The sequence below is a fragment of the Pseudoxanthomonas sp. LjRoot206 genome, from assembly GCF_056175725.1.
In genome coordinates this window covers 27742-54566 of the sequence record NZ_JBGFFI010000007.1, presented here as the reverse complement: position 1 = coordinate 54566, position 26825 = coordinate 27742, and the positions used below count along the sequence as shown (strand labels likewise).

Below are 26825 nucleotides of genomic sequence, written 5' to 3'. Positions count from 1 at the left end.
CTTCCGATGCGAGCGCGGTGGAGCGAAAAGTGCCATCGATGGGATTCGCGAAGCCATCGATCGCTTTCTGAACGTCATGGATGGGGTTCCACTGCCTTGCGCGTGGCAATCCGAGCGGGACGGATGGAGCGCCGCGTGCCATCGATGGCGCTCGCACGGCGATCAGGCGCGCCCGGAGCACCATCGATGGAGGTCGGAATGTCATCGTGTGCGTGTCATGTGATGGCGACGATACGGCGAAGGCGGTCGCTGGCGCGAGGCGAGGTGGCGCCGCCCTACGGTCACCGAAGACTTCTATGGCGTGAATCCGCTCGCCGTTACCGTGCACTGGATGACGAAGCTCACCTGCGAGTTGGCCGGGAACGTCGCCAACGTCACGCCACCGCCGAGCAAGGTGGCGACGGGCACGGTGGCGCCCGGACACACCGCGCCGCCGGTGGCGGTACAGGTTGCCGTGGTGCTCGGCGTGCTGCAGGTCTGGCCCGGGCCTGCCAGATCCGTCAGCACCGAGCCGTTGGCGGCCGCCGGTCCGTTGTTGCGTGCGATCAGCGTGTAGCTCACGACCTGCCCCGTGGCTACCGTGGGCACCGACGGACTCTTGTTCACCTGCACGTCCGCCTGCGGTGGTGCGTTGGTGAACGTGCATGTCAGCAGGGCACCTGCGGTGGTTGCAGCGGCGGGCAGCGTGTACGTCGTGCCGCTGAGCGACCCGACGGACGTGCCTGACACGTTCGTGCAGACCACGCCGCTGAGCGTCCACCCCGTGGGCACACTGCTTTCCTGGATCGTCACCGCCGTGCCGGCGGTGGTGATGCCGAACGCCTGCACGCCCGCGGTCGCCACGTTGCCGTCCACCTGCACCGGTACGTTCGCGGCGCTGGTGGACACCGTGGCGCCGGTGTTGCGCGAAGTGTTGGTCAGGGTGAAACCGAACGGCCCGCCGGCGAAGGTCTGGGTGACCTTGTTGAGCACCAGCGAGGCGTTGCAGCCGCCCCAGCTCGCCGCCGTGTAGGTACCGGCGGCACTCACGTCCCAGTAGCGCAGCACCACGCGCCTCACCTGCAGGCCGGTGAAGTTGAGCAGCACGGTACCGCGCTGGTCGCCGACGTCGGACAGGGAGGACGTGAAGCGGTTGGCGCCGGCATAGGAGACGACCGGCGTGCCGCTCGAGGTCACGAAGTTGTAGTTGGAGGCCGCCAGCGCGATCAGCGTGCCGTTCTGGTCGTAGGCATTGACGGTGACGTTGTCGCCGGCGTCGATGTCGTAGAGCACGAAGGTCAGGTCGCTTACCGGCAGGTACTGCGCCAGGTTCGCCGGATCGCGGAAGTCGTAGGTCGAGTCGTGGTACAGCGTGGGCGACACCGCCCCTGCCTGCGCCGTGCGCACGCCGATGTCGGTGGCGAAGTGGCTGCCGATCGTCATGGTGCCACCCGCCGTGCCGCCACTGCTCAGTTGCAGGCGCGCATTGCCGATGAAGATGGGATTGTTGGCCACCGTGGTGAGCGCGGCAGTGCCGGTGTACGGCGTGAACGGATTGAACTCGCCGGCCAGGCAGCCTTCTGCCGCCGCCGGCCGCGCTACCGCGAGCAGCAGCCAGACCGCGCACAGCGCCCAGCGGTGGAAACGACCGACCTTGCTGCTCATACGCCCACTCCCCGACATGGACGGGTGCGGATCGGAAAAGCGGTGCTACCCGCCTGTCCGGGCCTTGCCGCGACGCCAATGTGACGACCGGCGACGCAGTGTGGCGCGTCGGGGCGGTAACGTGCCTTTCGTTTCATCGGTTCCTGCCTCCGGGAGCTCCGGCTCCCTCCGTGCCCGGTCGAATGTGACAGGGCTCGGCTTCATATCACCTTACGAAGGTGAGGCAGGACATCGGCCGATGTGGTGTGCGTGGCGGCCGAGGGGCGGCCCCGCGCTCAACGGAGCGGCAGGTCGGCGCGGCGGTACGTCAGGGCAGTCCGCTGGCCGTCACGGTGCACTGCACCGTCACCGTGACCTGGGAGTTCACGGCCAACGTCGGCACGGTGATGCCGCCGCCCAGCAGGGTGGCGACCGGGATGGACGCCGGACAGGTGGCGCCGGTGGTGGCGGTACAGGTGGCGGTGGTGCTGGGCACGCTGCAGTTCTGGCCCACCCCGACGTTGTCGGTCAGCAGGACGTTGCTGACCGCATTCGGGCCGTTGTTGCGGACCACGATGGAATAGCTGACCACCTGCCCGGTGTTCACCGGATTCGGCGTCGCCGTCTTGGTGGCCTGCACGTCGGACCGCGGCGGCAGGTTGGTGAAGGTGCAGGTAATGGCGGCACCGGCGAACGTGTTCGCCGCCGGGATGGTGTAAGTGGTACCGGAAAGGCTGCCGATCGTCGTGCCGCCGGCATTGGTGCAGGTGGTGGATGCGGCGACGATCGACCAGTTCGTCGGCAGGCTGCTCTCGTTGATCGTGACCTGCAGGTTCGGCGTGATGCCGAACACCTGGGTGCCCGCCGTGGCTGCGTTGCCATCCACCTGTTCCGGCACGTTGGCGGCGCTGGTGCTGACGGTCGCCGAGGTGCGCGTGGTACCGGTGAGTGCGAAGCCGAACGGACCGCCTCCGATCAGCTGCGTGGTCTTGTAGAGCGTCAGTGTGGGATTGCAGGCCAGCAGGCCCGCGAGCGTATAAGTGCCGGAGCTACTACCATCGTAGTAGACAAGTTCGAGCTGCCGGACCCGCAGGCCGCCGAAGTTGAAGTTCACCGACCCCCGCCGATCATCGATGTCGGTACCAGTGCGGAAAAAACGGTTCGGGGCGGCCACGCTGACGCCGCTGGCGCCATCGCTCGTATCCAGTGTGTAGATGGATGTGGTGAGCGGGATCAGCGCACCGGACTGATCGTAGGCATTGACGATGACGTTGTCGCCCGCGTCGATGTCGTGGATACGGAACGTCAATCCGGAGACAGGCAGAAACACGGCGAGATTGGAGGGATTGCGGAAGTCGTACACGGAGCGGATGGTGTCGCTGGACGAATCGGCGCTTCCGGAATGCCCGATGCGAACACCGACATCACCGGTGATATGGTTGTCGTCGATCGTATTGGTGCTGATGCTGGCGCTGCCGGTGGTGGAATGCGTCACCTGCAGGCGTGAGTTGCCGACGTAGACATTGTTGGGATTGATGCTCGACTGGCTGGGGGACTGGCCGTCATATGCCGCCAACGGATTGATGCTGCCGGTCGGGCAGGTCTGCGACCAGGCAGGCGTCGTCGCCAGCAGCGACAGGCCGACAATGATCGCGGTGGCGCACAGGCGCCGTGCAATGGCATTCATGGTTTCCCCTGCATCCGGTGAGTTCAAGGACCCCTGCCGCGCGAGGATCGATCCGACCACGCGCGGGCAGGCGCCGCGGATGTGTCACATCCCGACTGAGCATCAATCGGCATTGATGGCCGAATCAGGACATGGACTCACCGGGCAGGCGCTGCGGACACGTTGAGTGCCTCATGCACCGCCATCAGGGAGGAACGCCGGACAAGGCAAGCCGCCCGGGAACACGGTGCACTGCCGGTACTGCATGGCATGGCGGGCGCATGGCCGGGCTGCCCCAACGAACCGCCCTGGGCGCGTGTGCCTCGCGGGGGACGCAACAGGATCAGTACGGCGTGTCGAGAGACCACGTACGTTCGATGTCGCCGAACGTCGTCTTGCCGTTGAAGGTCAGCGAGACGCGGTCGCCCTCCACCTTCAGGCGTTCAAGCCGATAGCCGAAGTCATTGACCGGACCATTGACGTTGTCGGTGTAGTTCGCCTCGTGGATGCCATAGGCGAGCAGGTGGAAGCTGCGCATGTTCTTCAACTCGGGCGTGCCCTCGTGGCGGAACGTGGCGACGACATACGGATAACGGTCGGGGAATGCTCCGCCGGTCTTCTGCATCAGCGCCATGCCGGGCCACTCCGGCTTGGCGAGGACGCCTTCGCGCTCCTTGTCCGACAGCACCGTCGGCGTGTAGAGGATCTTCAATTCGCCTGTGCCTGCCGGAATCACGAGGGCATCGACCAGCGTCACCCGGGTATCGCCGACCGTGTAAGTCCCCAGCGAGGCGGTGGCTTCTGCAGAGGCCGTCGATGCGGTCGCGACCGACGCAGGCGTGGATACCGGCGGAACGGAGTCATCGACGGCATCCGTCGCCGTGTCGGCAGAAGGTGCGGGAGTGCAGCCCGCGATCGCAGCAACGAGCGAAAGGCCTGCAGCGAGATGCCGGACGCGGAACAGGAGTGTCATCGATGAGTCGCCCTGGAAAACCAGGCGACGACACTAGGCGCGCAACGCGTACGCAGGCAAGTCTGCCAATGCCATACCAGTCGCCATGACGGGTGCGCCCGCGCTGTACGCCGACGCGCCCGCTCAGCTGACCAGCTGCAGCCGCAGTTCCTTGGGCAACGCGAAGACCATGCTCTCGGGCTCGCCGTCGAGTTCGCTGACGCCGCCGGCGCCGAGGTCGCGCAGGCGTTGGATGACGCCTTCGATCAGCACGTCCGGTGCGGAGGCGCCGGCGGTGACGCCGACGCGCTGCTTGCCGTCGATCCAGCGCGGGTCGATCTCGCGCGCGCCATCGATCAGGTACGACTCCACGCCGTCGCGCTCGGCCAGCTCGCGCAGGCGGTTGGAGTTGGAGCTGTTCGGCGAGCCGACCACCAGCACCAGGTCGCACTGCCTGGCGAGGTCGCGCACGGCGTCCTGGCGGTTCTGCGTGGCGTAGCAGATGTCGTCGTTCTTCGGCCCCTGGATGGCGGGGAAGCGCACCTGCAGGGCCTGGATGATGCCCACCGTATCGTCGACCGACAGCGTGGTCTGGGTGGTGTAGAACAGGTTCTCCGGCTGGCTCACCTCCAGCGTATCCACACCGTCGATGTCCTCCACCAGGTAGATGTGCCCTGCCCCGCCTTCGCGGTTCCACTGGCCCATCGTGCCTTCCACTTCCGGATGGCCGGCATGGCCGATCAGGACCACGTCGCGACCGGCGCGGCAGTGGCGCGCCACTTCGAAATGCACCTTGGTGACCAGCGGGCATGTCGCATCGAACACCTTCAGGCCACGGCGGTCGGCTTCGTTGCGCACCGCCTTGGACACGCCATGCGCGCTGAAGATGACGGTGGCGCCATCCGGCACCTCGTCCAGTTCCTCCACGAACACCGCGCCGCGCTGTTTCAGGTCGTCGACCACGAAGCGGTTGTGCACCACCTCGTGGCGCACGTAGATCGGCGCGCCCAGCGTTTCGATGGCGCGCTTGACGATCTCGATGGCACGGTCGACACCGGCACAGAAACCACGGGGATTGGCGAGCAGGACGTCCATAAAACCGATATTACCGAAGACGAGGAAATGAAAAGCTAAACGTGTTGCCGGCGCCGGTCCCGCTTGGCACGAACGCCCCTCTCCCGTCCGCGGGAGAGGGGAACGGGGTGAGGGCAAACCGCGGCGATGCCCCGTAGGGCGGGCCCAGGCCCGCCGTGTTGATGCGTCACGAACAGCCGGTCAACCCTGCCCGACCTCAGCCGGCTTTCTTCTTGCCGTCGAACAACCCGAACAGCGCAATCCCGATGGCGCCGCCCACCACCGCGCAGTCCGCGATGTTGAACGCCGGCCAGTAGTAATCGCGCCAATGCCACTGGATGAAGTCGATCACGTGCCCGTGGATCTGGCGGTCGATGACGTTACCCAGCGCACCGCCGATGACCAGCGCATACGGCAGCGCCTGGCGCCAGTCGGCGCGCGCGGTGCGCGACAGCCAGAAGCCCAGCAGGCCACTGATGCCCACGGCCAGCACGGTGAAGAACCACAGCTGCCAGCCACCCGCGTCGGCCAGGAAGCTGAAGGCGGCGCCGGTGTTGTAGGTGCGGAACCAGTTCCAGAAGCCGTCGATCACCGGGATGGCCGTGTATTCCGGCAGCGAGGCCAGCACCCAGGCCTTGCTCCACTGGTCCAGGCCGATCACGACCGCGGACAGCAGCAGCCAGACCAGGGCGTTGGGTTTCGGCTTGGCGACCATCAGAACCACACCCGGTCTTCGCCGGCGCCATCGATGTTGGTCACGCAGCGGCCGCACAACTCAGGATGCGCGGCGTGCTGGCCGACATCGGCGCGATGGTGCCAGCAGCGCACGCACTTGCTCTTGGTGGTCGGCGTGGCCAGCACGAAGATCTCGTCGGCGCTGACTTCGCTGACGGTGACGTCGCCGCTGATGAAGAAGAAGCGCAGCTCCTCGGCCAGCGGCTGCCACTTGGCGGCGGTGACGGCATTCACCGACACCGCGATCTCCGCTTCCAGCGCGGCACCGATCAGGCCATTGGCGCGCATCGGCTCCAGTACCTTGGCGACCTGCTCGCGCAGGGCCAGCAGCTGGTCGAAATCGGCGGCGTTCAGCGCGGCGCCTTCCGGCAACGGCGCCAGGCCGTCGTACCAGGTGGCGAACAGCACGTTGCCCGTGCGCTCGCCCGGCAAGTAGCCCCACATCTCATCAGCGGTGAAGCTGAGCACCGGCGCGATCCAGCGCACGAAGGCTTCGGCGATATGGAACATCGCGCTCTGCGCGCTGCGACGGCCGCGCGAATCCTCGCGCATCGTGTACAGGCGGTCCTTGGTGACGTCGAGGTACAGCGAACCGAGGTCGACGCTGCAGAAGTTCAGCAGCGCCTGCACGATCTCGGCGAAGTCGTAACGGTCGTAGGCGGCCTTGATCTTCTCCTGTACCTCGTAGGCGCGATGCACGATCCAGCGGTCCAGCGCGACCATGTCGGCCGGCGCCAGCAAATCGCGCGCCGGATCGAAACCGTTGAGGTTGCTCAGCAGGAAGCGCGCGGTGTTGCGCAGCCGGCGGTAGGCGTCTGCATTGCGCTTCAGGATTTCCTGAGACAGCGACATCTCGTTGCTGTAGTCGGCGCTGGCGATCCACAGGCGCAGGATGTCCGCACCGAGCGTCTTCATGATGTCCTGCGGCTCGATGCCGTTGCCCAGCGACTTGGACATCTTCCGACCGTGCTCGTCCACGGTGAAGCCGTGGGTGAGGCACTGCTTGTACGGCGCGACCTTGTCGATGGCCACGCCGGTCAGCAGCGAGGACTGGAACCAGCCACGATGCTGGTCCGAGCCTTCCAGATAGAGATCGGCCGGCTTGCCCAGGCCACGCTCCAGCAGCACGCCTTCGTGGGTGACGCCGGAATCGAACCAGACATCGAGGATGTCGGTGATCTTGTCGTAGTCCTTCGACTCGTCGCCCAGCAGGTCGGCCGCGTCCAGCGTGTACCAGACGTCGACGCCCCCCTGCTCCACCTTGTCGGCGACCGCGCGCATCAACTCGACGCTGCGCGGGTGCGGCTCGCCGGTTTCGCGGTGCACGAACAGCGCGATCGGCACGCCCCAGGTGCGCTGGCGCGAGATCGTCCAGTCCGGACGGCCGTCGACCATGCCGGCGATGCGCGCTTCGCCCCATTGCGGGAACCAGCCGACGTGCTTGATCGCCTCGAGCGCGTCGGCGCGCAGGTTGGCCTGCTCCATCGAGATGAACCACTGCGGCGTGGCGCGGAACGCGATGGGCGTCTTGTGGCGCCAGCAGTGCGGGTAGCTGTGCTCCAGCTTGCTGAAAGCGAGCAGCGCGCCGCTCTGCTTCAGCACCTCGATGAGGGTGTCGTTCGCCTTCCAGATGTGCAGGCCGGCCAGTTCCACGCCATGCGCGGCCGGCGTGGACGGCAGGTACACGCCGCGGCCGTCGACCGGATTGAGCTGCGCCGCGGTGTACATGTCGAGCAGACCGTACTGCTTGCTGACGACATAGTCTTCCTGGCCATGGCCGGGCGCGGTATGCACGGCGCCGGTACCGTCTTCGGCCGACACGTGGTCGCCGAGCAGCACGGGGATGTCGCGCGTGTCGTAGAACGGATGCGCGAACAGCGCACCCTCCAGCACGGCGCCTTTGGCGCGCGCATGCACGACCAGGTCGGTGACGCCGTACCTCTGCAGCGCGCGCGCGGCCAGCGCATCGGCCAGCACCAGCCAGCGGCGCTTGCCGTCGTGCGCGGGACCTTCGACCAGGGCGTACTCGAGCTCGCCGCCGACCGAGATGGCCAGTGAGGCGGGCAGCGTCCAGGGCGTGGTGGTCCAGATCGGCAGCGCGACCTCGACATCGGCAGGCACGTCGACGCCGAACGCCTTCGCCAGCGCCTGTGCATCGCGCGCCGCATAGGCGACATCGACGGCCGGCGAGACCTTGTCGGCGTACTCGATTTCCGCTTCGGCCAGCGCCGAGCCGCAATCGAAGCACCAGTGCACCGGCTTCACGCCGCGCGTCAGGTGGCCGTTGGCGACGATCTTCGCCAGTGCACGCATCTCGTTGGCTTCGAAGCGGAAATCGAGCGTCTTGTACGGGTTGTCCCAGTCGCCGATCACGCCCAGGCGCTTGAAGTCCTTGCGCTGGATGTCGATCTGCGACTCGGCGTATTCGCGGCACTTCTGCCGGAACTCGACCGCGTCCAGCTTCACGCCGACCTTGCCGAACTTCTTCTCGATGGCGATCTCGATCGGCAGGCCATGGCAGTCCCAGCCCGGGACGTACGGCGCATCGAAGCCGGCCAGGTAGCGCGACTTGACGATGATGTCCTTGAGGATCTTGTTGACCGCATGGCCGAGGTGGATCGCGCCGTTGGCGTACGGCGGGCCGTCGTGCAGCACGAACAGCGGGCGGCCCTTGGCGTTGTCGCGCAGCTGCGCGTACAGGCCCTGGCTTTCCCAGCGGGCCAGCGTGTCCGGCTCGCGCTTGGGCAGGTCGCCGCGCATCGGGAAATCCGTGGCGGGCAGATGGAGGGTCGCTTTGTAGTCCTGGCTCACGCCGTCGCTCGTCGTTGATGTTCGGAAAGGATCGCGCGCGCGTCGTCGGCGTCGCGGTGCATCTGCACGGTGAGGCTGGGCAGATCGGGGAATTTCAGTTCGTCGCGCAGCTTGGCGACGAATTCGACATCGAGGTGGCGCCCGTAGAGGTCGCCGGCGAAATCGAACAGGTGCGCTTCCAGCAACGGCTCCACACCCTCCACCGTCGGCCGCGTACCGAAGCTGGACACCGACGGCCACGGCTGGTCGCCCACGCCGTGTACCCAGGTGGCGTAGATGCCGGACAGCGCGGGCGTCTTGGGGAAGCGCAGGTTGGCGGTGGGAAACCCGAGCGTGCGGCCGAGCTGCTTGCCGCGCACGACACGGCCGCCGATGGCGTACGGCCGGCCGAGCAGGCGCGCGGCGGTGTCGAAGTCGCCGCCTTTCAGCGCTTCGCGGATACGGGTGCTGGAGACGCGGTTGCCATGCGCGTGCACGGGTTCGATCTCGCCGGCGATGAAGCCGAGCTGGCCGCCCAGTGCCTGCAGCAGCGCGAGATCGCCATCCCGGCGATGGCCGAAGCGGAACTCGGGACCGATCCAGACTTCCTTCGCCCCCAGGCGGCGCGCCAGCAGGATGCGGGCAAAATCCTCCGCCGTCATGGCGGAGAGCTTGGCGTCGAAGCGCAGCAGGCCGACATGGTCGGCGCCCAGGTCGAGCAGGCCTTCCACCTTGGCCCGCGCCAGGGTCAGGCGCGGCGGCGGGTTGTCCTTGGCAAAGAACTCGCGCGGCAGCGGCTCGAACGTCACCACCACGGCCGGCACGCCCAGCGCGCGGGCACGGGTGACGGCATGCCGCACCAGCGCACGGTGGCCCAGGTGCAGGCCATCGAAGGCGCCGATGCAGACCACGCTACCGTGCGGGCACAGAGGCCCGCCATCGACGTCACGGAACAGCCTGCTCATGGATTCCTGTCAGGACGGATGCGCCAGGCGGCGGATCCGGAATGGTGCAAGACCTTGAAGTATAGCCGGCCCCGCACGTCCTCAATGCCCACGCAGGTCACGTGGGCGGATGCCCTGCAGGTACAGCAGCCCCGCATACAGCCCGCCGCCGGCACCGACCATCACCCCCAGCCGCCAGCCACGCTCCCACCACGCCCATGGGGTCCAGTCGACCCAGACGAAGCGGAAGGCCACCACCACCAGCGTCATCGCCACGGTGGCGAGGACGATCTGGCGCAGGAACCGGGCCCAGCCCGGCTGGCGACGGTAGACGCCGGCCTTGCGCAGCAGCCAGGCCAGTTGCACGGCATTGACCCATCCCGCGATGGCGATCGCCAGGGCGAGCAGCGCATGGGCGCCTTGGACCTGGCCGAGCGCGGCCTTCAGGTCGCCGCCGGTGGCCTGCAGGGCCTGCCGGCCGGGCTCGGTGCCGTAGAGCATCGCGGCGAAGAACAGCAGCGTGCACAGCGCATTGGTCAGCACCGCCACCACCGCCGCCTTGACCGGCGTGCGGGTGTCCTGGCGCGAATAGAAGGCCGGCGCGAGCACCTTCACCAGCAGGAAGGCGGGCACCGCGATCGATTGCGCCATCAAGCTCCAACTGGCCATCCGCACGTCGTTCGCATCGAAACGGCCGTACTGGAACAGCGTCGACAGCAGCGGCTGGGCGCACAGAATCAGCCCTGCGCAGGCCGGCAGGCCGATCAGCAGGCAGAGCCGGAAACCCCAGTCCAGGCCCTTCGAATAGCCTTCGGGATCGGTTTCGGCATGACGGCTGGACAGGTGCGGCAGGATCACCGTGCCGATGGCGACACCGAACATGCCGAGCGGGAACTCCAGCAGCCGGTCGCTGTAGTACAGCCAGCTGACGCTGCCACTGATCAGCAGCGCGGCCACCCAGGTGTTCAACAACAGGTTGAACTGCGCCACCGAGGAGCCGAACAGCGTCGGCACCATCAGGGTGAGGATCTTGCGCACGCCGGCGTGGGCGGCATCCAGCTTGGGCCGGGGCAGCAGGCCCAGCCGGAACAGCGACGGCAGCTGGAACCCCAGTTGCAGCACGCCGGCGATGAACACGCCCCAGCCGAGCACCATCACCGAACTGCCGAACCATTCCTTGGCCGCCAGCGCGGCCGAGATCATGGCCACGTTCATCAGCACCGGCGACAGCGCCGGGATCGCGAAGCGCTGGTAGCTGTTGAGGACGGCACCGACCAGCGACGCCAGCGAAATGAACAACGCGTAGGGGAAGGTGACCCGCAGCAGATCGGTCAGCATGGCCATCTGCGCGTCATCGAAGTTCGGCGCGATCAGGCGGGCGATCTGCGGCGCCAGCAGGATGACGATCGCCGTCAGCAGCGTCAGCACGGCGGCCAGGGTACCGGCGACCCGGTCGATCAGCGCCTTGACCTCCCCGGCGCTGCGGGTGGCCTTGTATTCGGCCAGGACCGGGACGAAGGCCATCGAGAAGGAGCCCTCGGCCGACAGCCGCCGCATGAAGTTGGGGATGCGGAACGCCACGAAGAAGGCGTCCATCATGCCGCCGGCGCCAAAGACGTGGGCGTAGACTTGGTCCCGGACCAGCCCGGAGAGCCGGGACAGGAAGGTCATGGAGCTGAATACCGCGGCGGACCGCAGCAGCCTGCCGCTCATCGCCACCCCTTTGCCCGGGCCGGACCCAGGTTGACGCAACTTATTGAATGCCCCATAATTTCCGGCTCAATTACCCGTCTTCCGTTCACCGCCTGAATTCTCTCAGGTATTCACCAGGAATCCCACCGTGGCCAATATCAAGTCCGCCAAGAAGCGCGCCAAGCAGACCGTCGTGCGCAATGCGCGCAATGCCGGTCAGCGTTCGATGCTGCGCACCGCTGTCAAGAAAGTCCTGAAGGCGCTCGACGCCAATGACGCCGCCGGCGCCCAGGCCGCGTTCGTGTCGGCCCAGCCGATCCTCGACCGCCTGAGCTCGCGCGGCCTGATCCACAAGAACAAGGCAGCCCGCCACAAGAGCCGCCTGAACGCCCGTATCAAGGCCCTGCAAGCGGCCTGATTCACGGCGGCACGCAACGCGAAGACACTGGAACCCGCCGAAAGGCGGGTTTCTTTTTGCCTCGTGGAAAGCGGGCGGGAAGCCCACTGTCGTTCGCTGCAGAAAAAACCCGCCTTTCGGCGGGTTTCTCGTCTCAGCCTTCCCGGGCCGCCTCTTCGGCGTCTTCCTTCTGCCGATCGAAGAACGCCATGACGTCCTTCATGATCGGCCAGGTGCCTTCGCGCGAGATGGCGGACACCTGGAACCACGGCTGGGTCCAGCCCAGGCTGGCGATGATCTGCTCGGCACGCTCTTTCGCTTCGTCCTCGAACATCAGGTCGGCCTTGTTGAGCACCAGCCAGCGCGGCTTCTGCAGCAGCTCCGGATCGTGCTTCTCCAGTTCGCGTTCGATGGCACGCACCTGCTCGACCGGGTCGATGCCGTCCACACCGCCCTCCATCGGCGCCATGTCCACCAGGTGCAGCAGGATGCGCGTGCGCTGCAGGTGGCGCAGGAAGGTCGCGCCGAGGCCGGCGCCATCGGCGGCACCCTCGATAAGACCCGGAATGTCGGCGATGACGAAGCTGCGGTGCGCCTCCACGCTGACCACGCCGAGATTCGGATACAGCGTGGTGAACGGGTAGTCGGCCACCTTCGGCGTCGCTGCCGACACCGCACGGATGAAGGTGCTCTTGCCCGCGTTCGGGAAGCCGAGCAGGCCGACGTCGGCCAACAGCTTCAGTTCCAGCTTCAGCAGGCGCTCTTCGCCCTCTTCACCCGGCGTCGCCTTGCGCGGCGCACGGGTGATCGAGCTCTTGAAGTGCATGTTGCCCAGGCCGCCCTTGCCGCCCTTGGCTACCAGCAGGCGGTCGCCATGCTGCGTGAGGTCGCCGATCACTTCGTCGGTACTGACGTTGGTCACCACCGTGCCGACCGGCACCGTGATGGTCAGGTCTTCGCCCGCTTTGCCGTACATCTGGCGGCCCATGCCGTTCTCGCCGCGCTGGGCACGGAACTGGGTCTGGTGGCGGAAGTCGACCAGCGTGTTGAGGTTCTCGTCGGCCTGCAGCCAGACACTGCCGCCGTTGCCGCCGTCACCACCATCCGGCCCGCCCAGCGGAATGAACTTCTCGCGGCGGAACCCCACGCAACCGTTGCCGCCATTGCCGGCGCCGACCTGGATTTCTGCTTCGTCTACGAGTTTCATGGGATTGGACTGGGGTGATGAGGAAGGATGGAACGGACGCGGGATAGCGAAACAGGCCCCGCAAACGAAAAGCCCCGCACGCGGCGGGGCCCTTCGCTCGGCGTGTGGGGAAGCCTCAGGCTTCCGCGACCACGCTCACGGTACGACGCTTCTTGGCGCCCTTGACCGAGAACTCGACCTTGCCGTCGACCAGCGCGAACAGCGTGTGGTCGCGGCCCAGGCCGACGCCCGGACCCGGATGGAACTGGGTGCCGCGCTGGCGGATGATGATGTTGCCCGCATCGATCGCCTGACCACCAAAGACCTTGACGCCCAGCATCTTCGGATTGGAGTCGCGGCCGTTGCGCGAGGAACCTACGCCTTTTTTGTGTGCCATGACTGCTTCTCCTTACTTGGTGATGCCGGTGATTTCGATTTCGGTGTAGTGCTGCCGGTGACCCTGGCGCTTCATGTGGTGCTTGCGGCGGCGGAACTTGATGATGCGCACCTTGTCGGCGCGGCCATGGCCGACGACCTTCGCGGTGACGCTGGCGCTCTTCAGGGCGTCGCCCAGGCTGATGGTCTCGCCATCGCCCAGCATCAGGATGTTGTCGAAGGTGATCTCGTTGCCGGCTTCGGCTTCGAGCTTCTCGACGCGGAGCGTCTCGCCCTTCATCACGCGGTATTGCTTACCGCCCGTGACTACGACTGCGTACATGTGGATTCCTTGGTTTCTGTAGTTATTTTCTGGAGCCTGCCTGCCATCGAGGGCGGACAGAAGCGGAATTTTAGTGGATTCATGGAGTTACGGTCAACCCGCACCTGACCAGGCGTCACTATCCCGCGCCAGGGAAGTGACCTTTGCGGACATTTCCTGTCCGCAAGGCAAGGCAGACTGGCGTCGGTGGCGATGGGATGTTCCGCGAACCGAGCCTCCCAAGCCTTGCAAATCAATACCTTATCAATCGCCCGGACAGAGAAAACGCCTCTCTGCTGGGCTGACCGCTGCCCCACCCGACCCCGCTGCCTCACTGGGAATGGCGGTATTTGCCCCCACCTAGGCAGACCGCTACGCTTCCTTGTTCGCTTTCCGGATCCCCCACCCGATGGCCATGGACTTCATCCGCATCCGCGGAGCCCGTACCCACAATCTCAAGAACATCGATCTCGACCTGCCGCGCGACAAGCTGATCGTGATCACCGGCCTGTCCGGCTCCGGCAAGTCGTCGCTGGCGTTCGACACCATCTACGCCGAAGGCCAGCGCCGCTACGTGGAATCGCTGTCGGCGTACGCGCGGCAGTTCCTGTCGGTGATGGAAAAGCCCGATGTGGACCACATCGAAGGCCTGTCGCCGGCCATCTCGATCGAACAGAAGTCGACCAGCCACAACCCGCGTTCGACCGTCGGCACGATCACCGAGATCTACGACTACCTGCGCCTGCTTTACGCCCGCGTCGGCCTGCCGCGCTGTCCGGACCACGGTTACCCGCTGGAAGCGCAGACCGTCAGCCAGATGGTCGACCAGGTGCTGGCGCTCGATGGCGAACAGCGCTACATGCTGCTGGCGCCGGTGATCCGCGAGCGCAAGGGCGTGCATGCGCAGGTCTTCGACCAGTTGCGCGCGCAGGGCTTCGTCCGCGTGCGCGTCGATGGCGAGCTGTACGAGATCGACGCGGTGCCGCCGCTGGCGCTGCGCCAGAAGCACACCATCGAGGCGGTGATCGACCGCTTCCGTCCGCGCGAGGATCTCAAGCAGCGCCTCGCCGAAAGCTTCGAGACCGCCTTGAAGCTGGGCGACGGCATGGCCCAGGTGATGTCGCTGGATCAGCCCGAATCCGCGCCGCTGCTGTTCTCGTCGAAGTATTCGTGCCCCGTCTGCGATTACTCGCTGCCGGAACTGGAACCGCGCCTGTTCTCGTTCAACTCGCCGGTCGGCGCCTGCCCGACCTGCGATGGCCTTGGCGTGGCGCAGTTCTTCGATCCGTCACGCGTGGTGGTGCATCCGGAACTGTCGCTGGCCGCCGGCGCCGTGCGCGGCTGGGATCGCCGCAACGCGTACTACTTCCAGCTGATCGCCTCGCTCGCGAAGCACTACCAGTTCGACACCGATGCGCCGTGGCAATCGCTGCCGGAGAAGGTGCAGCAGGCCGTGCTGTACGGCAGTGGCGAGGACGTCATCACGTTCACCTACCTCACCGAGTCGGGTGGCCGCACGCAGCGCAAGCATCGCTTCGAGGGCATCGTGCCCAACCTGGAGCGCCGCTACCGCGAGACCGAATCGCCGGCGGTGCGCGAGGAACTGGCGAAGTACATCAGTGATCGCCCCTGTCCTGACTGCCTGGGCGCGCGTCTCAACAAGTCGGCGCGCAACGTGTTCGTCGCCGACCGGCCGCTGCCGTCGCTGGTCGTGCTGCCGGTCGACGAAGCGCTGGCGTTCTTCCGTGGCCTGGACCTGCCGGGCTGGCGTGGTGAGATCGCGGCGAAGATCGTCAAGGAGATCGCGGAGCGTCTGGGTTTCCTCGTCGATGTCGGCCTGGACTACCTGACGCTGGAGCGCAAGGCCGACACCCTGTCCGGCGGCGAAGCGCAGCGCATCCGCCTGGCCTCGCAGATCGGTGCGGGCCTGGTCGGCGTGATGTACGTGCTCGACGAACCGAGCATCGGCCTGCACCAGCGCGACAACGAGCGCCTGCTCGGCACCCTGACGCGCCTGCGCGATCTCGGCAACACGGTGATCGTCGTCGAGCACGACGAGGACGCGATCCGCCTGGCGGATTACGTGCTCGACATCGGCCCCGGCGCCGGCGTGCACGGCGGCGAGATCGTCGGCCAGGGCACGCTGCAGGACTTGCTGGACGCACCGCGTTCGCTGACCGGCCAGTACCTGTCCGGCAAGCGCCAGATCGAAGTGCCGAAGGCACGCCACAAGGCCAACCCGAAGATGACGCTGCATCTGCGCGGCGCCACCGGCAACAATCTGAAGGACGTGGACCTGGACATTCCGTCCGGACTGTTCACCTGCATCACCGGCGTGTCGGGCTCGGGCAAGTCGACGCTGATCAACGACACGCTGTATTCGCTGGCCGCCAACGAGATCAACGGCGCCTCGCACAAGCCCGCGCCGTATCGCGAAGTGACCGGCCTGGATCTGTTCGACAAGGTCGTCGATATCGACCAGTCGCCGATCGGTCGCACGCCGCGTTCGAATCCCGCGACCTATACCGGCCTCTTCACGCCCCTGCGCGAGCTGTACGCGCAGGTACCGGAAGCGCGTGCGCGCGGCTATTCGCCGGGCCGTTTCAGCTTCAACGTGCGCGGCGGCCGTTGCGAGGCCTGCCAGGGCGACGGTCTGATCAAGGTGGAGATGCACTTCCTGCCGGACGTGTATGTGCCCTGCGACGTCTGCCACGGCAAGCGCTACAACCGCGAGACGCTCGAGATCCTCTACAAGGGCTACAACATCAACGACGTACTGGAGATGACGGTCGAGGATGCGCTGGCCCTGTTCGAGCCGGTGCCGTCGATCGCACGCAAGCTGGAAACGCTGGTGGACGTAGGCCTGAGCTACGTCAAACTGGGCCAGAGCGCGACCACGTTGTCGGGGGGCGAGGCGCAGCGCGTCAAGCTGTCGAAGGAACTGTCGCGCCGCGACACCGGCCGCACGCTGTACATCCTGGACGAACCCACCACCGGCCTGCACTTCCACGACATCGAGCACTTGCTGGCCGTACTGCACAAGCTGCGCGACGACGGCAATACCATCGTGGTGATCGAGCACAACCTGGACGTCATCAAGACGGCGGACTGGGTCGTCGACCTAGGCCCTGAAGGCGGCCATCGCGGCGGACAGATCCTCGCGACCGGTACCCCTGAAGACATCGCGGCGCATCCGGACTCGCACACCGGCCGCTTCCTCGCCAAGCTGCTGCCCACCGCCAAGGCGCCGAAGCCGACCAAGCCGGCGGCCGTCGCCAAGCCCGACGTGCTGCCGCCGCGCAAGTCCGCCACGAAAGCCAGCAAGACCACCAAGACCACGACGAAGAAGGCCGCACGATGAGCGACGCCCACGACACCGGCCGCAAGCTGCTGGCGAAGATCCCGATCAGCGTGCGCTGGCGCGACATGGACAGCATGGGCCACGTCAACAACGCCAAGTACATCTCGTACCTGGAGGAAGCGCGCGTGCGCTGGATGCTGACCGTGCCGGACGTGTCGATGACCGACCGCATCGCTCCGGTCGTGGCCGCCAACAACATCAACTACAAGCGGCCGCTGACTTGGCCTAACGACGTCGTGGTGGAGCTCTACGTCGACCGGCTGGGCACCAGCAGCGTCACCATCGGCCACCGCATCGTGTCGGCCAAGGACGACGGCGTGCTGTACTCCGACGGCAATGTCGTGGTGGTCTGGATGGACACCCAGACCGGCCACAGCGCGCCGTTGCCGGCGGCGATACGGGCGGTGTCGGAGTAACAGCGCACTCCGCTCCTCTGTAGGAGCGACGTCAGTCGCGACCGGGAGAATGCCAAGCCTGCGGCCATTCCGAAAACCGACTGGGATGACCAAGATGACTTCCGCTGGGCAGGCCATTCATCCGCGCTAGCGGCGCGTCCGAACCGGTGAGGCTTGACGGTCGCGACTGACATCGCTGCTACACAGAAGCTGCCGGCTCAGGGACCCGACTTGCGCACCTCGAACATCACCGGCAACGAACGGCCGTCGGCCAGCTTCAGCGTGATCACGGGCTTTTCGCCCACGACCAGCGGCTGGTAGGGCCCATGCAGCATCAGGTGCAAGCCACCCGGCTTCAGTTCGACGGCCTTGCCGGACGCGATGGGCAGGTTCGCCACTTCGCGCATGCGGCTGACGCCATTCTCCTCGCGCGTCTCGTGCAACGACACCTCCTCGAAGGCGAGACTTTCAGCACCGACAACACTCACCGTGGCTTTGCACGGATTCTCGATACGGGCAAATCCGGCCATCATCGGCATGGCGACTGGGGGAAGGCGCACCCACGCAGCCCCGACGACGGGCAGGCATTCGGCGGCATGGACAACGCCCGCAGACGACAGCAGCAGGACGGACAGGCAGAACGTTTCGATGCGACGGTTCATGCGCCTATGATACCGGCCTGACTTCAGGGAGAGGATGAATGACCGGGCTCATCGAAACTACCGACCACGGCGACATCCGCGAGATCCGCCTGGCGCGCGCGCCGGTCAACGCCCTCAATACCGAGCTGTGCCGCGCCCTGATCGATGCGCTCAACGCCGCGCTGGACCACGGCTCGCGCGGCATCGTGCTCGCGGGCAATCCGAAGATCTTCTCCGCCGGCATGGACGTACCCTACCTGCTGTCGCTCGGCGACAACCGCCACGCCCTGCTCGATGCCTGGCAGGCCTTCTTCGGCGCGGCACGCACGCTGGCCGAATCGCGCGTGCCGGTGGTGGCCGCACTCACCGGCCACGCACCCGCAGGCGGCTGCGTGCTGGCGCTGTGCTGCGACTACCGGGTGATGGCGCGCAGTGCGGATCCGGCCCGCCCGTTCGCGCTCGGTCTCAACGAGACCCAGGTGGGCTTGGTGGTGCCGGAAGGCATCCAGCGCCTGATGCGGCGCGTCGTCGGCCCCTATCGCGCAGAACGCCTACTGGTCGCCGGCGAAATGGTGCCGGCCGAGCGGGCCCTCGAGATCGGTCTGGTCGACGAGCTCGTCGACCAGGAGAACGTCACCGCGCGCTCCGTCGCCTGGCTGCAACAACTGCTGCGCCTGCCGCACCATCCCATGCTGCAGACGCGCGCCCTCGCCCGTCGCGACCTGGTCGAAGCGCTGGACCCGACGCTGATCCAGCTGGAGCGCTTCGTCGATGCCTGGCACGCGCCCGATACGCAGGTGGCGTTGCGGGCGCTGGTGGACAAACTGAAGAAGTAGGTGGCGCTTCGTCAGTCGCCGCGCGCGACCGGGTGCGACGGATCGGCGATCCAGCCGCTCCAGGAGCCGGGATAGATGCGTGCGCCGTGCAGGCCCGCATGTTCGAAGGCGAGCAGCAGATGGCACGCCGTCACGCCGGAACCGCACATCAGCACGGTGTCCGTCGGCGAGCGGTTCCGCAGCAGCGCCGACAACTCGGCGCGCAGCTCGTCGGCCGGCTTGAAGCGACCATCGCGCAGGTTCTGCCCGAACGGGCGATTGAGTGCGCCGGGAACGTGCCCGGCGACCGGGTCGATGGGCTCGACGTCGCCGCGGAAACGCTCGGCGGCGCGCGCATCGACAAGCCAGCCGCTGTCCGCGTCCAGCCGTGCGAGGATGCCTGGCGCATCGACGAACTGGCCGGCATCGAACTGCGACGGATATGCCGCGACCGGTGCTGGTGTGGAATCCTCGGCGGTTTCCTGCCCATTCTCCTCACGCCACGCGGCCAGGCCACCGTCGAGCACGGCCACGCGGGCATGCCCCATCAGCTTCAACAGCCACCACAGGCGCGCGGCCGCCATGCTGCCGTCGCCGGCGTCGTAGACCACCACCTGGTGCGACGGCCCGATGCCCCACTCGCCCAGCTCGCGCGCGAACACATCGCTGTCCGGCAGTGGATGCCGGCCTTCGCCGACCTTCGACAGGTCGGACAGGTCGAGATTGAGGTCCGCGTAGACAGCGCCGGGCAGGTGCGATGCCGCGTAGGCTTCGCGACCGGCATCCGGCGCGGCATTGAGCATCACGAACCGCGCATCGACCAGCCGCAATCCGGGATCGCCGAGCGCAGCGGACAGTGCGGCGGTATCGACGAGGGTCGTCCAGTTCATGCCAGTTGCTCCAGCCGTTGCCGCAGGTTGAACAGGATGGCCGCCGTCGCGCCCCAGATGCGCTGGCCCGGCCATGCGTACTCGAGCACCACGCGCGGGCGCCCGCGGTAGTCGACTTCGACCCGGCGCAGGTTGTCCGGCGACAGCAGGTAATCGAGCGGCACCTCGAAGACGTCGGCCACTTCGTTCGGCTCGGGCACGGGCACGAACGCCGGATCGATCAGCGCGACGACCGGCACCACGCGGAATCCGCTGATCGTGGTGAAGGGGTCGAGGAAGCCCAGCGGCGTCACCTGCGATGCCGGCAGCGCGATTTCCTCACGGCTCTCGCGCAGCGCCGCCGCGACCGCATCGGCATCGGAAGGCTCGATGCGGCCGCCGGGAAAACTCACCTGTCCGCCGTGATGGCGCAGGCCGTCGGTGCGTCGCGTCAGCAGCACCTGCGTGCCTTCCTCGCGCGGCACGAAGCCCGCCAGCACCGCGGCTTCGGCCAGCGGACCGGGCGGCAGCAGGTCGACCAGGTCGTCGTGGTTCCAGCCCGCCGCGCCCGGCACAGTCCCCAACGGGTGCAGGGCACGGCGCAGCGCACCGCCTTCGCGCAGGCGCGGCTCAAGGGGCGCAGGCGCCCGCGCGCGTTCGCGTGCGGGCAGCACATGCTCCATCAGACGCAGGCGTTCGTCATCGTTCATCTGCGACCAGCGTGCGATCTCGGAGGTGGTGCGGAGGCAGCCTTCGCACAGCCCGTCGTCATCCAGCGCGCAGACGCCGATGCACGGGCTGAGCACGGCGCGGAATGCGGTATTCATGTCTTCAGGCACCTGCGGAGGGTAGCGCGGAACGTCGCCCTACGCCGAAAAGCACTGCGCCGGCACTAGGCCGGCGCAGAGGATGGAGCGATTGATTGGTCCGCCGATCCCCGCTTTCGCGGGGATGACGCAATGACCAAGGCGTCCGCGCGATGCGCGGACGCGTCATTGCATCACTTGACGCTGACCAGCTTGATCTCGAACACGACGGCCACGTTCGGCGGGAAGCCGGTGCGCGGGTCGGCGCCGTAGGCCTTGTCCGGCGGCAGCGCGACTTCCCACTTGGCACCGGCCGGCATCTGCAGCAGCGCCTCACGCATCGCCGGCATCTCGACGGCGCTGATCTTCAGGTCCTTCATCGCCTGCGGCGGACGGGCTTCCGCCGGGCGCTGGCCGAACGGGTACGGACCCGACACCAACAGTTCGACCGTGCTCGCCTGCGTCGGCTTGGCACCGGTGCCGTTCTCCACCACCTTGTACGGCACGCCGCTGGCCAGCGTCTTCACGCCTGCCTGGCCCTTGTACTGGGCGATGAACTGGTCGCTCTTGGTCTTGTTTTCGCCGGCAACCTTGTCGTACTCGGCCTTGGCCTGCTGGGCACGGGCCTGCTCGCGCTTCTGGAAGGCTTCCAGCGCCGGCTTCAACTGGTCGGCGGTCAGCGCCGGCTGCTTCTTGGCGTAGGCGTCCTGCAGGCCCTTCACCACGGAATTGATGTCCAGCTGCTCGCCACGCCCGGTCAGTTCGGCAAGGTTGTTGCCGTAGTCGTAACCGAAGTAGTAGCTCAGCTTGCCTTTCTCGGACGAGACGTCCTGGGCCAAGGCGCTACCGGCCATGGCGAATGCCGCAACAGCGACCGCAATCGAACGCAACTTCATCAACACACTCTCCGAAGATAGGGCGACGGCGGCATACCGTCTGGAATGGACGCGCTAGGATAGCCGCCGGGGCGCTTAACCGCCACTGACGACAGGCTGCTCTGACCGGCTCATGCCGGCAGAGTTCCGATTTCACCCAGAATTTACAAAAACCCGCGAAAAACCCATGTCCGAATCCCTGGTCCTCGTCGCCGACGACGCCGGCATCCGCCGCCTTACCGTCAATCGTCCCGACAAACTGAATGCCCTCAATGCGGCCACGCTCGACGCCTTGCAGGTGGCGTTCGACGAGGCCGCCGCCGATGCCTCCGTCCGCGTCGTGGTCCTCACCGGAGCCGGCCCGAAGGCCTTCGTGGCGGGCGCCGACATCGCCGAGATGGCCCACCTGCGCGCCACCGAAGGCCGTGACTTCTCGCTCCGCGGTCAGAAGCTGATGCGTACCATCGAGACGCTGCCCAAGCCGGTGATCGCCATGGTCAACGGCTTCGCGCTCGGTGGCGGGCTGGAGCTGGCCATGGGCTGCCACCTGCGCATCGCCGCGGACAGTGCCAAGGTCGGCCAGCCGGAAATCAACCTGGGCCTGATCCCTGGCTTCGGTGGCAGCCAGCGCCTGCTGCGCCTGGCCGGGCGTTCGGCCACGCTGGAACTGTGCCTGCTCGGCGCGCCGGTCACGGCCGAGCGTGCGCTCCAGCTGGGCATCGTCACCCGCGTAGTGCCGGCGGCGGACCTGGAAGCCGAGACGCTGAAGATCGCCACGCAACTGGCCGCCTCGGCGCCGCTGGCGATGCGGGCAACGCTCGACGTCATCAACGTCGGCGGCGAATGCGGCATCGAGGAAGGGCTGCAGTATGAGAGCGCGCAGTTCGGCCTGATGTTCGCGACCGACGACATGCGCGAAGGCACGCGCGCGTTCGTCGAACGCCGCAAGCCTGCCTTCACGGGCCGCTGAGCCGCGACAGCACACGTGTCTACTCCCTGCCCCGCTTGCGACCAGGCACGCGCGTTACACGCGCAGCTCGTGGCCGGCGACGTCGATGCTGCGATCGAAGCGGGGCTGATGAGTTTCCAGGTCTGTGGTTGCGCGGACGACAGCATCATCGTGGTGATGCAGGCCCAGCAACGCCTGCGCACGGCATGGGACGCGCGCGAACGCTACCGGCAGCGCGAGGCCCGGCTGGCGCGCCGTGCGGCGGAGCGGGAAGCGCGCCGACTGAAGATCACCGAGGTTGCGGAAAGCGCGCAGCCCGCACGCCCCGCCCTGCCGACCGGCGCCGCCGCGATCCTCGCGCGCGCGAAGGCCAAGGCGGCCGAGAGGATGAGGCGATGACGGCAGCACCCAGGCGCAGCGCCACGCTGACGCGCGCCGAGGTCGTCGAGCTGTTCTCGCGCCTGCGCGAGCTCAACCCGAAGCCGACCACCGAGCTGGAATACAGCACGCCGTTCGAACTGCTGGTCGCGGTGACGCTGTCGGCGCAGGCGACCGACGTCGGCGTCAACAAGGCGACGCGGCGGTTGTTCCCTGTGGCGAATACACCGGCCGCGATCCTGGCGCTGGGCGAGGACGGGCTGAAGAAGTACATCGCGACCATCGGCCTGTTCAACGCGAAGGCGAAGAACGTCATCGCCACCTGCCGGATCCTGATCGAGGAACACGGCGGCGAGGTGCCGCGTTCGCGCGACGCGCTCGAAGCCCTGCCGGGCGTGGGCCGCAAGACGGCGAACGTGGTGCTGAACACCGCGTTCGGCGAACCCACGATCGCCGTGGATACGCATATCTTCCGCGTCGCCAACCGCACCGGCCTGGCGCCGGGCAACGATGTGCGCGCGGTGGAGGACCGGCTGCTGAAGGTGGTGCCGGCGGAGTTCATGCAGGACGCGCATCACTGGTTGATCCTGCACGGGCGTTACGTCTGCAAGGCCCGTAAACCGGATTGCCCGCAATGCGTGATCCGCGATATCTGCAGGTTCAAGGAAAAGACAGCCGCCTGACGTAGCGTGCGCCATGCGCACGACTTCGCCTGGGCGGAATTCTGGGGTCGTGCGCGCGGCGCACGCTACTGTGCGTCGCGCTCCACGAACGGTTTGCGCGGCAGCCGCTCCTCGCGCATCGCGGCGTGGTACGCGAACGAGGCGATGATCGCCGCGGCCTGCTTCAGGTCTTCCGGCACCACGTGGTCGTAGGTGTCCAGGTGGGTGTGGTGGACATGGGTGAAGTAGTCCGCCGGGTCCTGCACGAACTGGAAGCCGGGCAGGCCGACGCGGTCGAACGAGATGTGGTCGGTGCTGCCGGTGTTGCGCGTGGTGACGATGCTGGCGCCGATGTCGCTGAACGGCTCCAGCCACGCCTTGAAGATCGGCACGGCGGCGTGGTTCTCCTGCGCATAGATGCCGCGGATGCGGCCGGTGCCGTTGTCGAAGTTGAAATAGGTCGAGAAGCGGTCGTAGCCGCGCTGGCGCTGCAGCGGGCCGGTCCCGCGCTGGTACGCGCGCGGCAACGCCTTCTGCTCGGGATCGGTAGGTTCCGGATAGTCGGCCAGGTGCTTCGCGACGTAGCCCGCCGATCCATGCAGGCCCTGTTCCTCGCCGCCCCACAGGGCGAGGCGGATCGTGCGCCGAGGCTTCGCACCGATCGCCTTGAGGATGCGCATGGCTTCCATCATCACGACCACGCCGGCGCCGTTGTCGCTCGCGCCGGTGCCGGTATGCCACGAATCCAGGTGCGCACCGATGATGACCACGTCGTCCGCCTTGCCGCTGCCCGGGATCTCGGCAAACGTGTTGGTGGCGGCCAGGTCCTGCTCGCTGGTGAACGCGGAATCCACGTCGATGCGCAGGCGCACCGGCTGCTTGCCCTGCACGGCGCGCACCAGCGGGTTGTAGTGCTCGGCGGGCAGGACCAGCTCGGTCACGCCGACGGGTTCGCCGGCCTTGCGCGCGCCGCCGCCGGTCGCGCGGATGATGCCGTTGTCCCACGAACTGATCGACAGCGTGGCCAGCACGCCCTCCTCGGCGAGGAAGGTATTCAGCGCCCTGCTCAGGGCGATGCGCTTGCGGTACTCGTCCAGGCGCTTCTGCTGCGCGTCGGGCGCGGCGTCTTCCGGCATCGGGAACGTCTGCAGTTCGCCCAGCTCGGCGGTGGTGTAGCGGCGGAAGTCGTTCTTGTCGGAGGGCTTGTACGCGCGCGCCTCGTCCACCAGCACGATGCGGCCACGCAGCTTGCCGCGCTGCTTCTCGATGTCTTCCAGCGTCTTGAACGAGGCCAGCACCACCTCGCCTTCGACCGGGCCGCCGGTGCCGCGCGTCCATGCCTTCGGCAGCGCATGCACCGGCAGCTGGCGCGGCGACAGCATTTCCACGCGCGATGCACGGAACGCCCAGCCGCGACCGAACGCCGGGTCGTAGACCTCGTCATGGACGTTGGACAGGCCCCAGCCGGACAGCTTGCCGCGCGCCCAGGCGCTGGCCTGCGTGTAGTTGGGCGAATTGGTCAGCCGCGGACCGATGGTTTCGGTCAGCTCCTTGAGATTGGCGGCCGCCTGCGAGCGGTGGAACGCCTCGCTGCGGATCTTCGCCACCATGTCGAGGTCGACGGGTTCGGCGGCCTGCGCAGGCCCCACCGTCGACATCCCCACCCACAACGCCACACCGGCCACACACGCCAATCGCTTCACCACGCCCCCTGGTTTCTGGAAGGATCCCCATCCCCTGGCATCGGGCTGCCCCGGATGCTGTCCCCCAGTGTCTCCACGCAGCGCGCGACCGACCCCTGCCAATGGTCATGGTCGCCGGGATCCGGATGCCGGAAACGACAGGGCCCGGGAAACGATCCCGGGCCCTGCGTTCGCGGTGCGTGCGGCGGGGTGCCGCGCGTCGCTTACCAGCTGAACTGCGTGCGCAGCGCGTACTGGGCGGTTTCGTCGCCGGTGACTTCGTTGTCGCCCTGCGTGTAGTTGAACATGAAGCGCAGGTTCGGGTTGACGTAGTAGTTCATGCCGAGGATCCAGCTGGTGACCTCGCGGTTCAGCGTTTCGTTCTCGACATAATCGTAGCGGCCGGTCAGCTCCCACAGGCCCTTGTCGGCGACCTTCGGCGAACCGAACACGCCGGTGGCGGCCTTGTACGGCTTGTGGCCGCCGTTGAGCATGAAGCTGCCCTGCACGTAGTACGTCTTGACGTCCTGGTCGCGGCCGAGTGGCTGGCCGTAGGTGGCGTCGGCGTATTCGGCCTGGAAGAAGGCCGGGCCGAACGAACCGGCGGCTTCCACCGCCATGACGTCGACGGTGTTGCGGCTGGCGCCGGTGGTGGTGGCGATGACCTGCGACGGACCGCGGCGGCCGGCGTAGTTCGAGGTGGCTACCAGGTCGGCCGAACCCAGGTTGTTGTCTTCGAAGCTGTACCAGCCGCCGAAATGCAGCGTGCTGTTGTCGGTGTTGATCGGCGCGAACGTCACGCGGCCGGCGGCGCCCATGCCCTCGTTGCGCGTGCCGGAGGCGCTGCGCAGGTTGAACACGCTCAGGCCGGCGGTGTAGTTCTCGCCGGCGCGCAGGTAGCCCACGCCCTGCTGGAACTGGCGGCCGTTGAACAGGCCGGTCGCGGACGCGAACGGACGCTCCATGGTCAGCAGTTCGTTGGAGCTGGTCAGTTCCTCCATCGCGCGGTACGGCTTGAAGTGACCGATGGTGAACTTGCCGCCCAGCGCGGACTTGGCGATGTAGACGTCGCGGAAGCCGTCGAGGCCGCCGCCGGCGCCGAAATCGTTCTCCATCTTGTATTCCCAGCCGTAGGCCTTGCCCGACAGGGTCAGGCGCGCGCGGCGGAATTCGGTGGTGCCGGTGGTGCTGGCCAGGTCGCGGTCGAAGGCGTAGGTGTCGAAGTGGATGCGGCCGCCGATGCTGGCTTCGAACTTGCCGTCGGCCGAGGTCACCTTGACGCCACCCTTGGTGTCGATCTTCGGCGAGCCGGTGTTGAGCTTGTCCAGCTGCGCGGCGGTGTCCAGGTTCACGTCGGACTGCGCGTCGGTGCGCTCTTCCAGTTCCAGCAGTTTGGTCTGCATGGCTTCCAGCTGCGCCTTCAGTTCGGCGATCTGCTGGTCACGGGTGTCGGCGGCGGCGGCCGAGAAGCTGGTGCTGCCCATGGCGACGGCAAGCGCGGCGGCCAGGAGGGAATAACGCATGGTGACTCTCCGAGTGGAAGGTGAAGTAAGAGCGCAGGCTTCGTGGGCGCCCTGCTTCGCTTCCGAGATCACCTTCGGAAATCATTAAGCGCCCGTCAAAGATGCGCTAAAGG

General features: G+C 67.0%; 24 protein-coding genes. 7 read left to right on the top strand and 17 right to left on the bottom strand.

The genetic code is table 11. The features are described 5' to 3' along the window. Positions 1 to 294 precede the first annotated feature (294 nt). From AC04MD_RS19465 to murJ, 8 genes are all read right to left on the bottom strand, one after another. On the bottom strand, positions 295 to 1644 hold the full coding sequence (locus AC04MD_RS19465; protein ID WP_475498856.1) for a prealbumin-like fold domain-containing protein: 1350 nt from the start codon (positions 1642 to 1644) through the stop codon (positions 295 to 297). 307 nt (positions 1645 to 1951) lie between these two features. Next, positions 1952 to 3310: a prealbumin-like fold domain-containing protein gene (locus AC04MD_RS19460; RefSeq protein ID WP_475498855.1), complete on the bottom strand. Its 1359-nt coding sequence runs from the start codon at positions 3308 to 3310 to the stop codon at positions 1952 to 1954. A 322-nt stretch (positions 3311 to 3632) separates the two neighbouring features. Continuing rightward, the gene (locus AC04MD_RS19455; protein ID WP_475498854.1) at positions 3633 to 4262 is read right to left on the bottom strand and encodes a hypothetical protein; all 630 of its coding nucleotides are present in this window, start codon (positions 4260 to 4262) and stop codon (positions 3633 to 3635) included. 123 nt (positions 4263 to 4385) lie between these two features. Next, on the bottom strand, positions 4386 to 5336 hold the full coding sequence (gene ispH, locus AC04MD_RS19450; protein ID WP_475498853.1) for a 4-hydroxy-3-methylbut-2-enyl diphosphate reductase: 951 nt from the start codon (positions 5334 to 5336) through the stop codon (positions 4386 to 4388). Between the two features lie 196 nt (positions 5337 to 5532). Next, entirely contained in the window at positions 5533 to 6030 is a 498-nt protein-coding gene (gene lspA / locus AC04MD_RS19445; RefSeq protein WP_475498852.1) for a signal peptidase II, read from the bottom strand. Continuing rightward, a complete protein-coding gene (ileS, locus tag AC04MD_RS19440) occupies positions 6030 to 8861 on the bottom strand; it encodes an isoleucine--tRNA ligase (RefSeq protein ID WP_475498851.1) in 2832 nt (943 codons plus the stop codon). The genes lspA and ileS overlap by 1 nt, the downstream gene beginning before the upstream one ends. Next, positions 8858 to 9805 carry a bifunctional riboflavin kinase/FAD synthetase gene (locus AC04MD_RS19435; RefSeq protein WP_475498850.1) on the bottom strand — a complete coding sequence of 316 codons (948 nt, stop codon included), beginning with the start codon at positions 9803 to 9805 and terminating at the stop codon, positions 8858 to 8860. The genes ileS and AC04MD_RS19435 overlap by 4 nt, the downstream gene beginning before the upstream one ends. Positions 9806 to 9886: 81 nt before the next feature. Next, positions 9887 to 11497, bottom strand: a complete 1611-nt coding sequence (gene murJ, locus AC04MD_RS19430; RefSeq protein ID WP_475498849.1) for a murein biosynthesis integral membrane protein MurJ — start codon at positions 11495 to 11497, stop codon at positions 9887 to 9889. 127 nt (positions 11498 to 11624) lie between these two features. On the opposite strand from murJ, the gene rpsT reads away from it, so the two are divergent. After that, entirely contained in the window at positions 11625 to 11894 is a 270-nt protein-coding gene (gene rpsT, locus AC04MD_RS19425) for a 30S ribosomal protein S20 (protein ID WP_062355047.1), read from the top strand. A 133-nt stretch (positions 11895 to 12027) separates the two neighbouring features. Here the strand turns inward: rpsT and cgtA are convergent, their stop codons facing one another. The 3 genes from cgtA to rplU all read right to left on the bottom strand — a co-directional run bounded on the left by cgtA (position 12028) and on the right by rplU (position 13777). Next, the gene (gene cgtA, locus AC04MD_RS19420; RefSeq protein WP_475498848.1) at positions 12028 to 13080 is read right to left on the bottom strand and encodes an Obg family GTPase CgtA; all 1053 of its coding nucleotides are present in this window, start codon (positions 13078 to 13080) and stop codon (positions 12028 to 12030) included. A gap of 115 nt (positions 13081 to 13195) precedes the next feature. Beyond that, the gene (rpmA, locus tag AC04MD_RS19415) at positions 13196 to 13456 is read right to left on the bottom strand and encodes a 50S ribosomal protein L27 (protein ID WP_062355042.1); all 261 of its coding nucleotides are present in this window, start codon (positions 13454 to 13456) and stop codon (positions 13196 to 13198) included. A 12-nt stretch (positions 13457 to 13468) separates the two neighbouring features. Then, positions 13469 to 13777, bottom strand: coding sequence for a 50S ribosomal protein L21 (gene rplU, locus AC04MD_RS19410; RefSeq protein ID WP_475498847.1), 309 nt, complete (start codon positions 13775 to 13777; stop codon positions 13469 to 13471). A gap of 388 nt (positions 13778 to 14165) precedes the next feature. Here rplU and uvrA point away from each other — a divergent pair, with 388 nt between their 5' ends. Continuing rightward, positions 14166 to 17117: an excinuclease ABC subunit UvrA gene (gene uvrA / locus AC04MD_RS19405; protein WP_475498846.1), complete on the top strand. Its 2952-nt coding sequence runs from the start codon at positions 14166 to 14168 to the stop codon at positions 17115 to 17117. After that, positions 17114 to 17533, top strand: coding sequence for an acyl-CoA thioesterase (locus AC04MD_RS19400; protein WP_475498845.1), 420 nt, complete (start codon positions 17114 to 17116; stop codon positions 17531 to 17533). The genes uvrA and AC04MD_RS19400 overlap by 4 nt, the downstream gene beginning before the upstream one ends. Before the next feature lie 197 nt (positions 17534 to 17730). Here the strand turns inward: AC04MD_RS19400 and AC04MD_RS19395 are convergent, their stop codons facing one another. Beyond that, positions 17731 to 18174, bottom strand: a complete 444-nt coding sequence (locus AC04MD_RS19395; RefSeq protein ID WP_475498844.1) for a copper chaperone PCu(A)C — start codon at positions 18172 to 18174, stop codon at positions 17731 to 17733. A 38-nt stretch (positions 18175 to 18212) separates the two neighbouring features. Between AC04MD_RS19395 and AC04MD_RS19390 the strand changes: the two genes are divergently transcribed. Beyond that, positions 18213 to 18989 (top strand): enoyl-CoA hydratase/isomerase family protein, encoded by a 777-nt coding sequence (locus AC04MD_RS19390; RefSeq protein ID WP_475498843.1) that lies wholly within the window; start codon positions 18213 to 18215, stop codon positions 18987 to 18989. An 11-nt stretch (positions 18990 to 19000) separates the two neighbouring features. Here the strand turns inward: AC04MD_RS19390 and AC04MD_RS19385 are convergent, their stop codons facing one another. From AC04MD_RS19385 to AC04MD_RS19375, 3 genes are all read right to left on the bottom strand, one after another. Next, positions 19001 to 19858 carry a sulfurtransferase gene (locus AC04MD_RS19385; protein WP_475498842.1) on the bottom strand — a complete coding sequence of 286 codons (858 nt, stop codon included), beginning with the start codon at positions 19856 to 19858 and terminating at the stop codon, positions 19001 to 19003. Further along, positions 19855 to 20664, bottom strand: coding sequence for a CoA pyrophosphatase (locus AC04MD_RS19380; RefSeq protein WP_475498841.1), 810 nt, complete (start codon positions 20662 to 20664; stop codon positions 19855 to 19857). Before AC04MD_RS19380 ends, AC04MD_RS19385 begins: the two co-directional genes overlap by 4 nt. Positions 20665 to 20837: 173 nt before the next feature. Beyond that, the gene (locus AC04MD_RS19375; protein WP_475498840.1) at positions 20838 to 21539 is read right to left on the bottom strand and encodes an FKBP-type peptidyl-prolyl cis-trans isomerase N-terminal domain-containing protein; all 702 of its coding nucleotides are present in this window, start codon (positions 21537 to 21539) and stop codon (positions 20838 to 20840) included. A 166-nt stretch (positions 21540 to 21705) separates the two neighbouring features. On the opposite strand from AC04MD_RS19375, the gene AC04MD_RS19370 reads away from it, so the two are divergent. Genes AC04MD_RS19370 through nth form a run of 3 tightly spaced genes read left to right on the top strand, consistent with a single transcriptional unit; the run spans position 21706 to position 23528 of the window. After that, the gene (locus AC04MD_RS19370; RefSeq protein ID WP_475498839.1) at positions 21706 to 22488 is read left to right on the top strand and encodes an enoyl-CoA hydratase/isomerase family protein; all 783 of its coding nucleotides are present in this window, start codon (positions 21706 to 21708) and stop codon (positions 22486 to 22488) included. 15 nt (positions 22489 to 22503) lie between these two features. Continuing rightward, entirely contained in the window at positions 22504 to 22866 is a 363-nt protein-coding gene (locus AC04MD_RS19365) for a hypothetical protein (RefSeq protein WP_475498838.1), read from the top strand. After that, on the top strand, positions 22863 to 23528 hold the full coding sequence (nth, locus tag AC04MD_RS19360; protein WP_475498837.1) for an endonuclease III: 666 nt from the start codon (positions 22863 to 22865) through the stop codon (positions 23526 to 23528). The genes AC04MD_RS19365 and nth overlap by 4 nt, the downstream gene beginning before the upstream one ends. 65 nt (positions 23529 to 23593) lie before the next feature. Here nth and AC04MD_RS19355 read toward each other — a convergent pair whose 3' ends face one another. Both AC04MD_RS19355 and AC04MD_RS19350 read right to left on the bottom strand, forming a co-directional pair. Next, positions 23594 to 25165 carry a M28 family metallopeptidase gene (locus AC04MD_RS19355; protein ID WP_475498865.1) on the bottom strand — a complete coding sequence of 524 codons (1572 nt, stop codon included), beginning with the start codon at positions 25163 to 25165 and terminating at the stop codon, positions 23594 to 23596. Positions 25166 to 25413: 248 nt separating this feature from the next. Next, positions 25414 to 26712 (bottom strand): OprO/OprP family phosphate-selective porin, encoded by a 1299-nt coding sequence (locus tag AC04MD_RS19350; protein WP_475498836.1) that lies wholly within the window; start codon positions 26710 to 26712, stop codon positions 25414 to 25416. Positions 26713 to 26825: the final 113 nt, after the last annotated feature.

Coding starts and splice junctions, on each gene's coding strand:
- AC04MD_RS19395 (WP_475498844.1), bottom strand. CDS start 18,174: ATGAACCGTCGCATCGAAACGTTCTGCCTGTCCGTCCTGCTGCTGTCG.
- AC04MD_RS19390 (WP_475498843.1), top strand. CDS start 18,213: ATGACCGGGCTCATCGAAACTACCGACCACGGCGACATCCGCGAGATC.
- AC04MD_RS19370 (WP_475498839.1), top strand. CDS start 21,706: ATGTCCGAATCCCTGGTCCTCGTCGCCGACGACGCCGGCATCCGCCGC.
- AC04MD_RS19435 (WP_475498850.1), bottom strand. CDS start 9,805: ATGAGCAGGCTGTTCCGTGACGTCGATGGCGGGCCTCTGTGCCCGCAC.
- nth (WP_475498837.1), top strand. CDS start 22,863: ATGACGGCAGCACCCAGGCGCAGCGCCACGCTGACGCGCGCCGAGGTC.
- rplU (WP_475498847.1), bottom strand. CDS start 13,777: ATGTACGCAGTCGTAGTCACGGGCGGTAAGCAATACCGCGTGATGAAG.
- rpmA (WP_062355042.1), bottom strand. CDS start 13,456: ATGGCACACAAAAAAGGCGTAGGTTCCTCGCGCAACGGCCGCGACTCC.
- AC04MD_RS19385 (WP_475498842.1), bottom strand. CDS start 19,858: ATGAACTGGACGACCCTCGTCGATACCGCCGCACTGTCCGCTGCGCTC.
- AC04MD_RS19350 (WP_475498836.1), bottom strand. CDS start 26,712: ATGCGTTATTCCCTCCTGGCCGCCGCGCTTGCCGTCGCCATGGGCAGC.
- ispH (WP_475498853.1), bottom strand. CDS start 5,336: ATGGACGTCCTGCTCGCCAATCCCCGTGGTTTCTGTGCCGGTGTCGAC.
- cgtA (WP_475498848.1), bottom strand. CDS start 13,080: ATGAAACTCGTAGACGAAGCAGAAATCCAGGTCGGCGCCGGCAATGGC.
- AC04MD_RS19355 (WP_475498865.1), bottom strand. CDS start 25,165: ATGTCGACGGTGGGGCCTGCGCAGGCCGCCGAACCCGTCGACCTCGAC.
- lspA (WP_475498852.1), bottom strand. CDS start 6,030: ATGGTCGCCAAGCCGAAACCCAACGCCCTGGTCTGGCTGCTGCTGTCC.
- uvrA (WP_475498846.1), top strand. CDS start 14,166: ATGGCCATGGACTTCATCCGCATCCGCGGAGCCCGTACCCACAATCTC.
- AC04MD_RS19455 (WP_475498854.1), bottom strand. CDS start 4,262: ATGACACTCCTGTTCCGCGTCCGGCATCTCGCTGCAGGCCTTTCGCTC.
- AC04MD_RS19465 (WP_475498856.1), bottom strand. CDS start 1,644: ATGAGCAGCAAGGTCGGTCGTTTCCACCGCTGGGCGCTGTGCGCGGTC.
- AC04MD_RS19375 (WP_475498840.1), bottom strand. CDS start 21,539: ATGAAGTTGCGTTCGATTGCGGTCGCTGTTGCGGCATTCGCCATGGCC.
- AC04MD_RS19380 (WP_475498841.1), bottom strand. CDS start 20,664: ATGAATACCGCATTCCGCGCCGTGCTCAGCCCGTGCATCGGCGTCTGC.
- AC04MD_RS19460 (WP_475498855.1), bottom strand. CDS start 3,310: ATGAATGCCATTGCACGGCGCCTGTGCGCCACCGCGATCATTGTCGGC.
- murJ (WP_475498849.1), bottom strand. CDS start 11,497: ATGAGCGGCAGGCTGCTGCGGTCCGCCGCGGTATTCAGCTCCATGACC.
- AC04MD_RS19400 (WP_475498845.1), top strand. CDS start 17,114: ATGAGCGACGCCCACGACACCGGCCGCAAGCTGCTGGCGAAGATCCCG.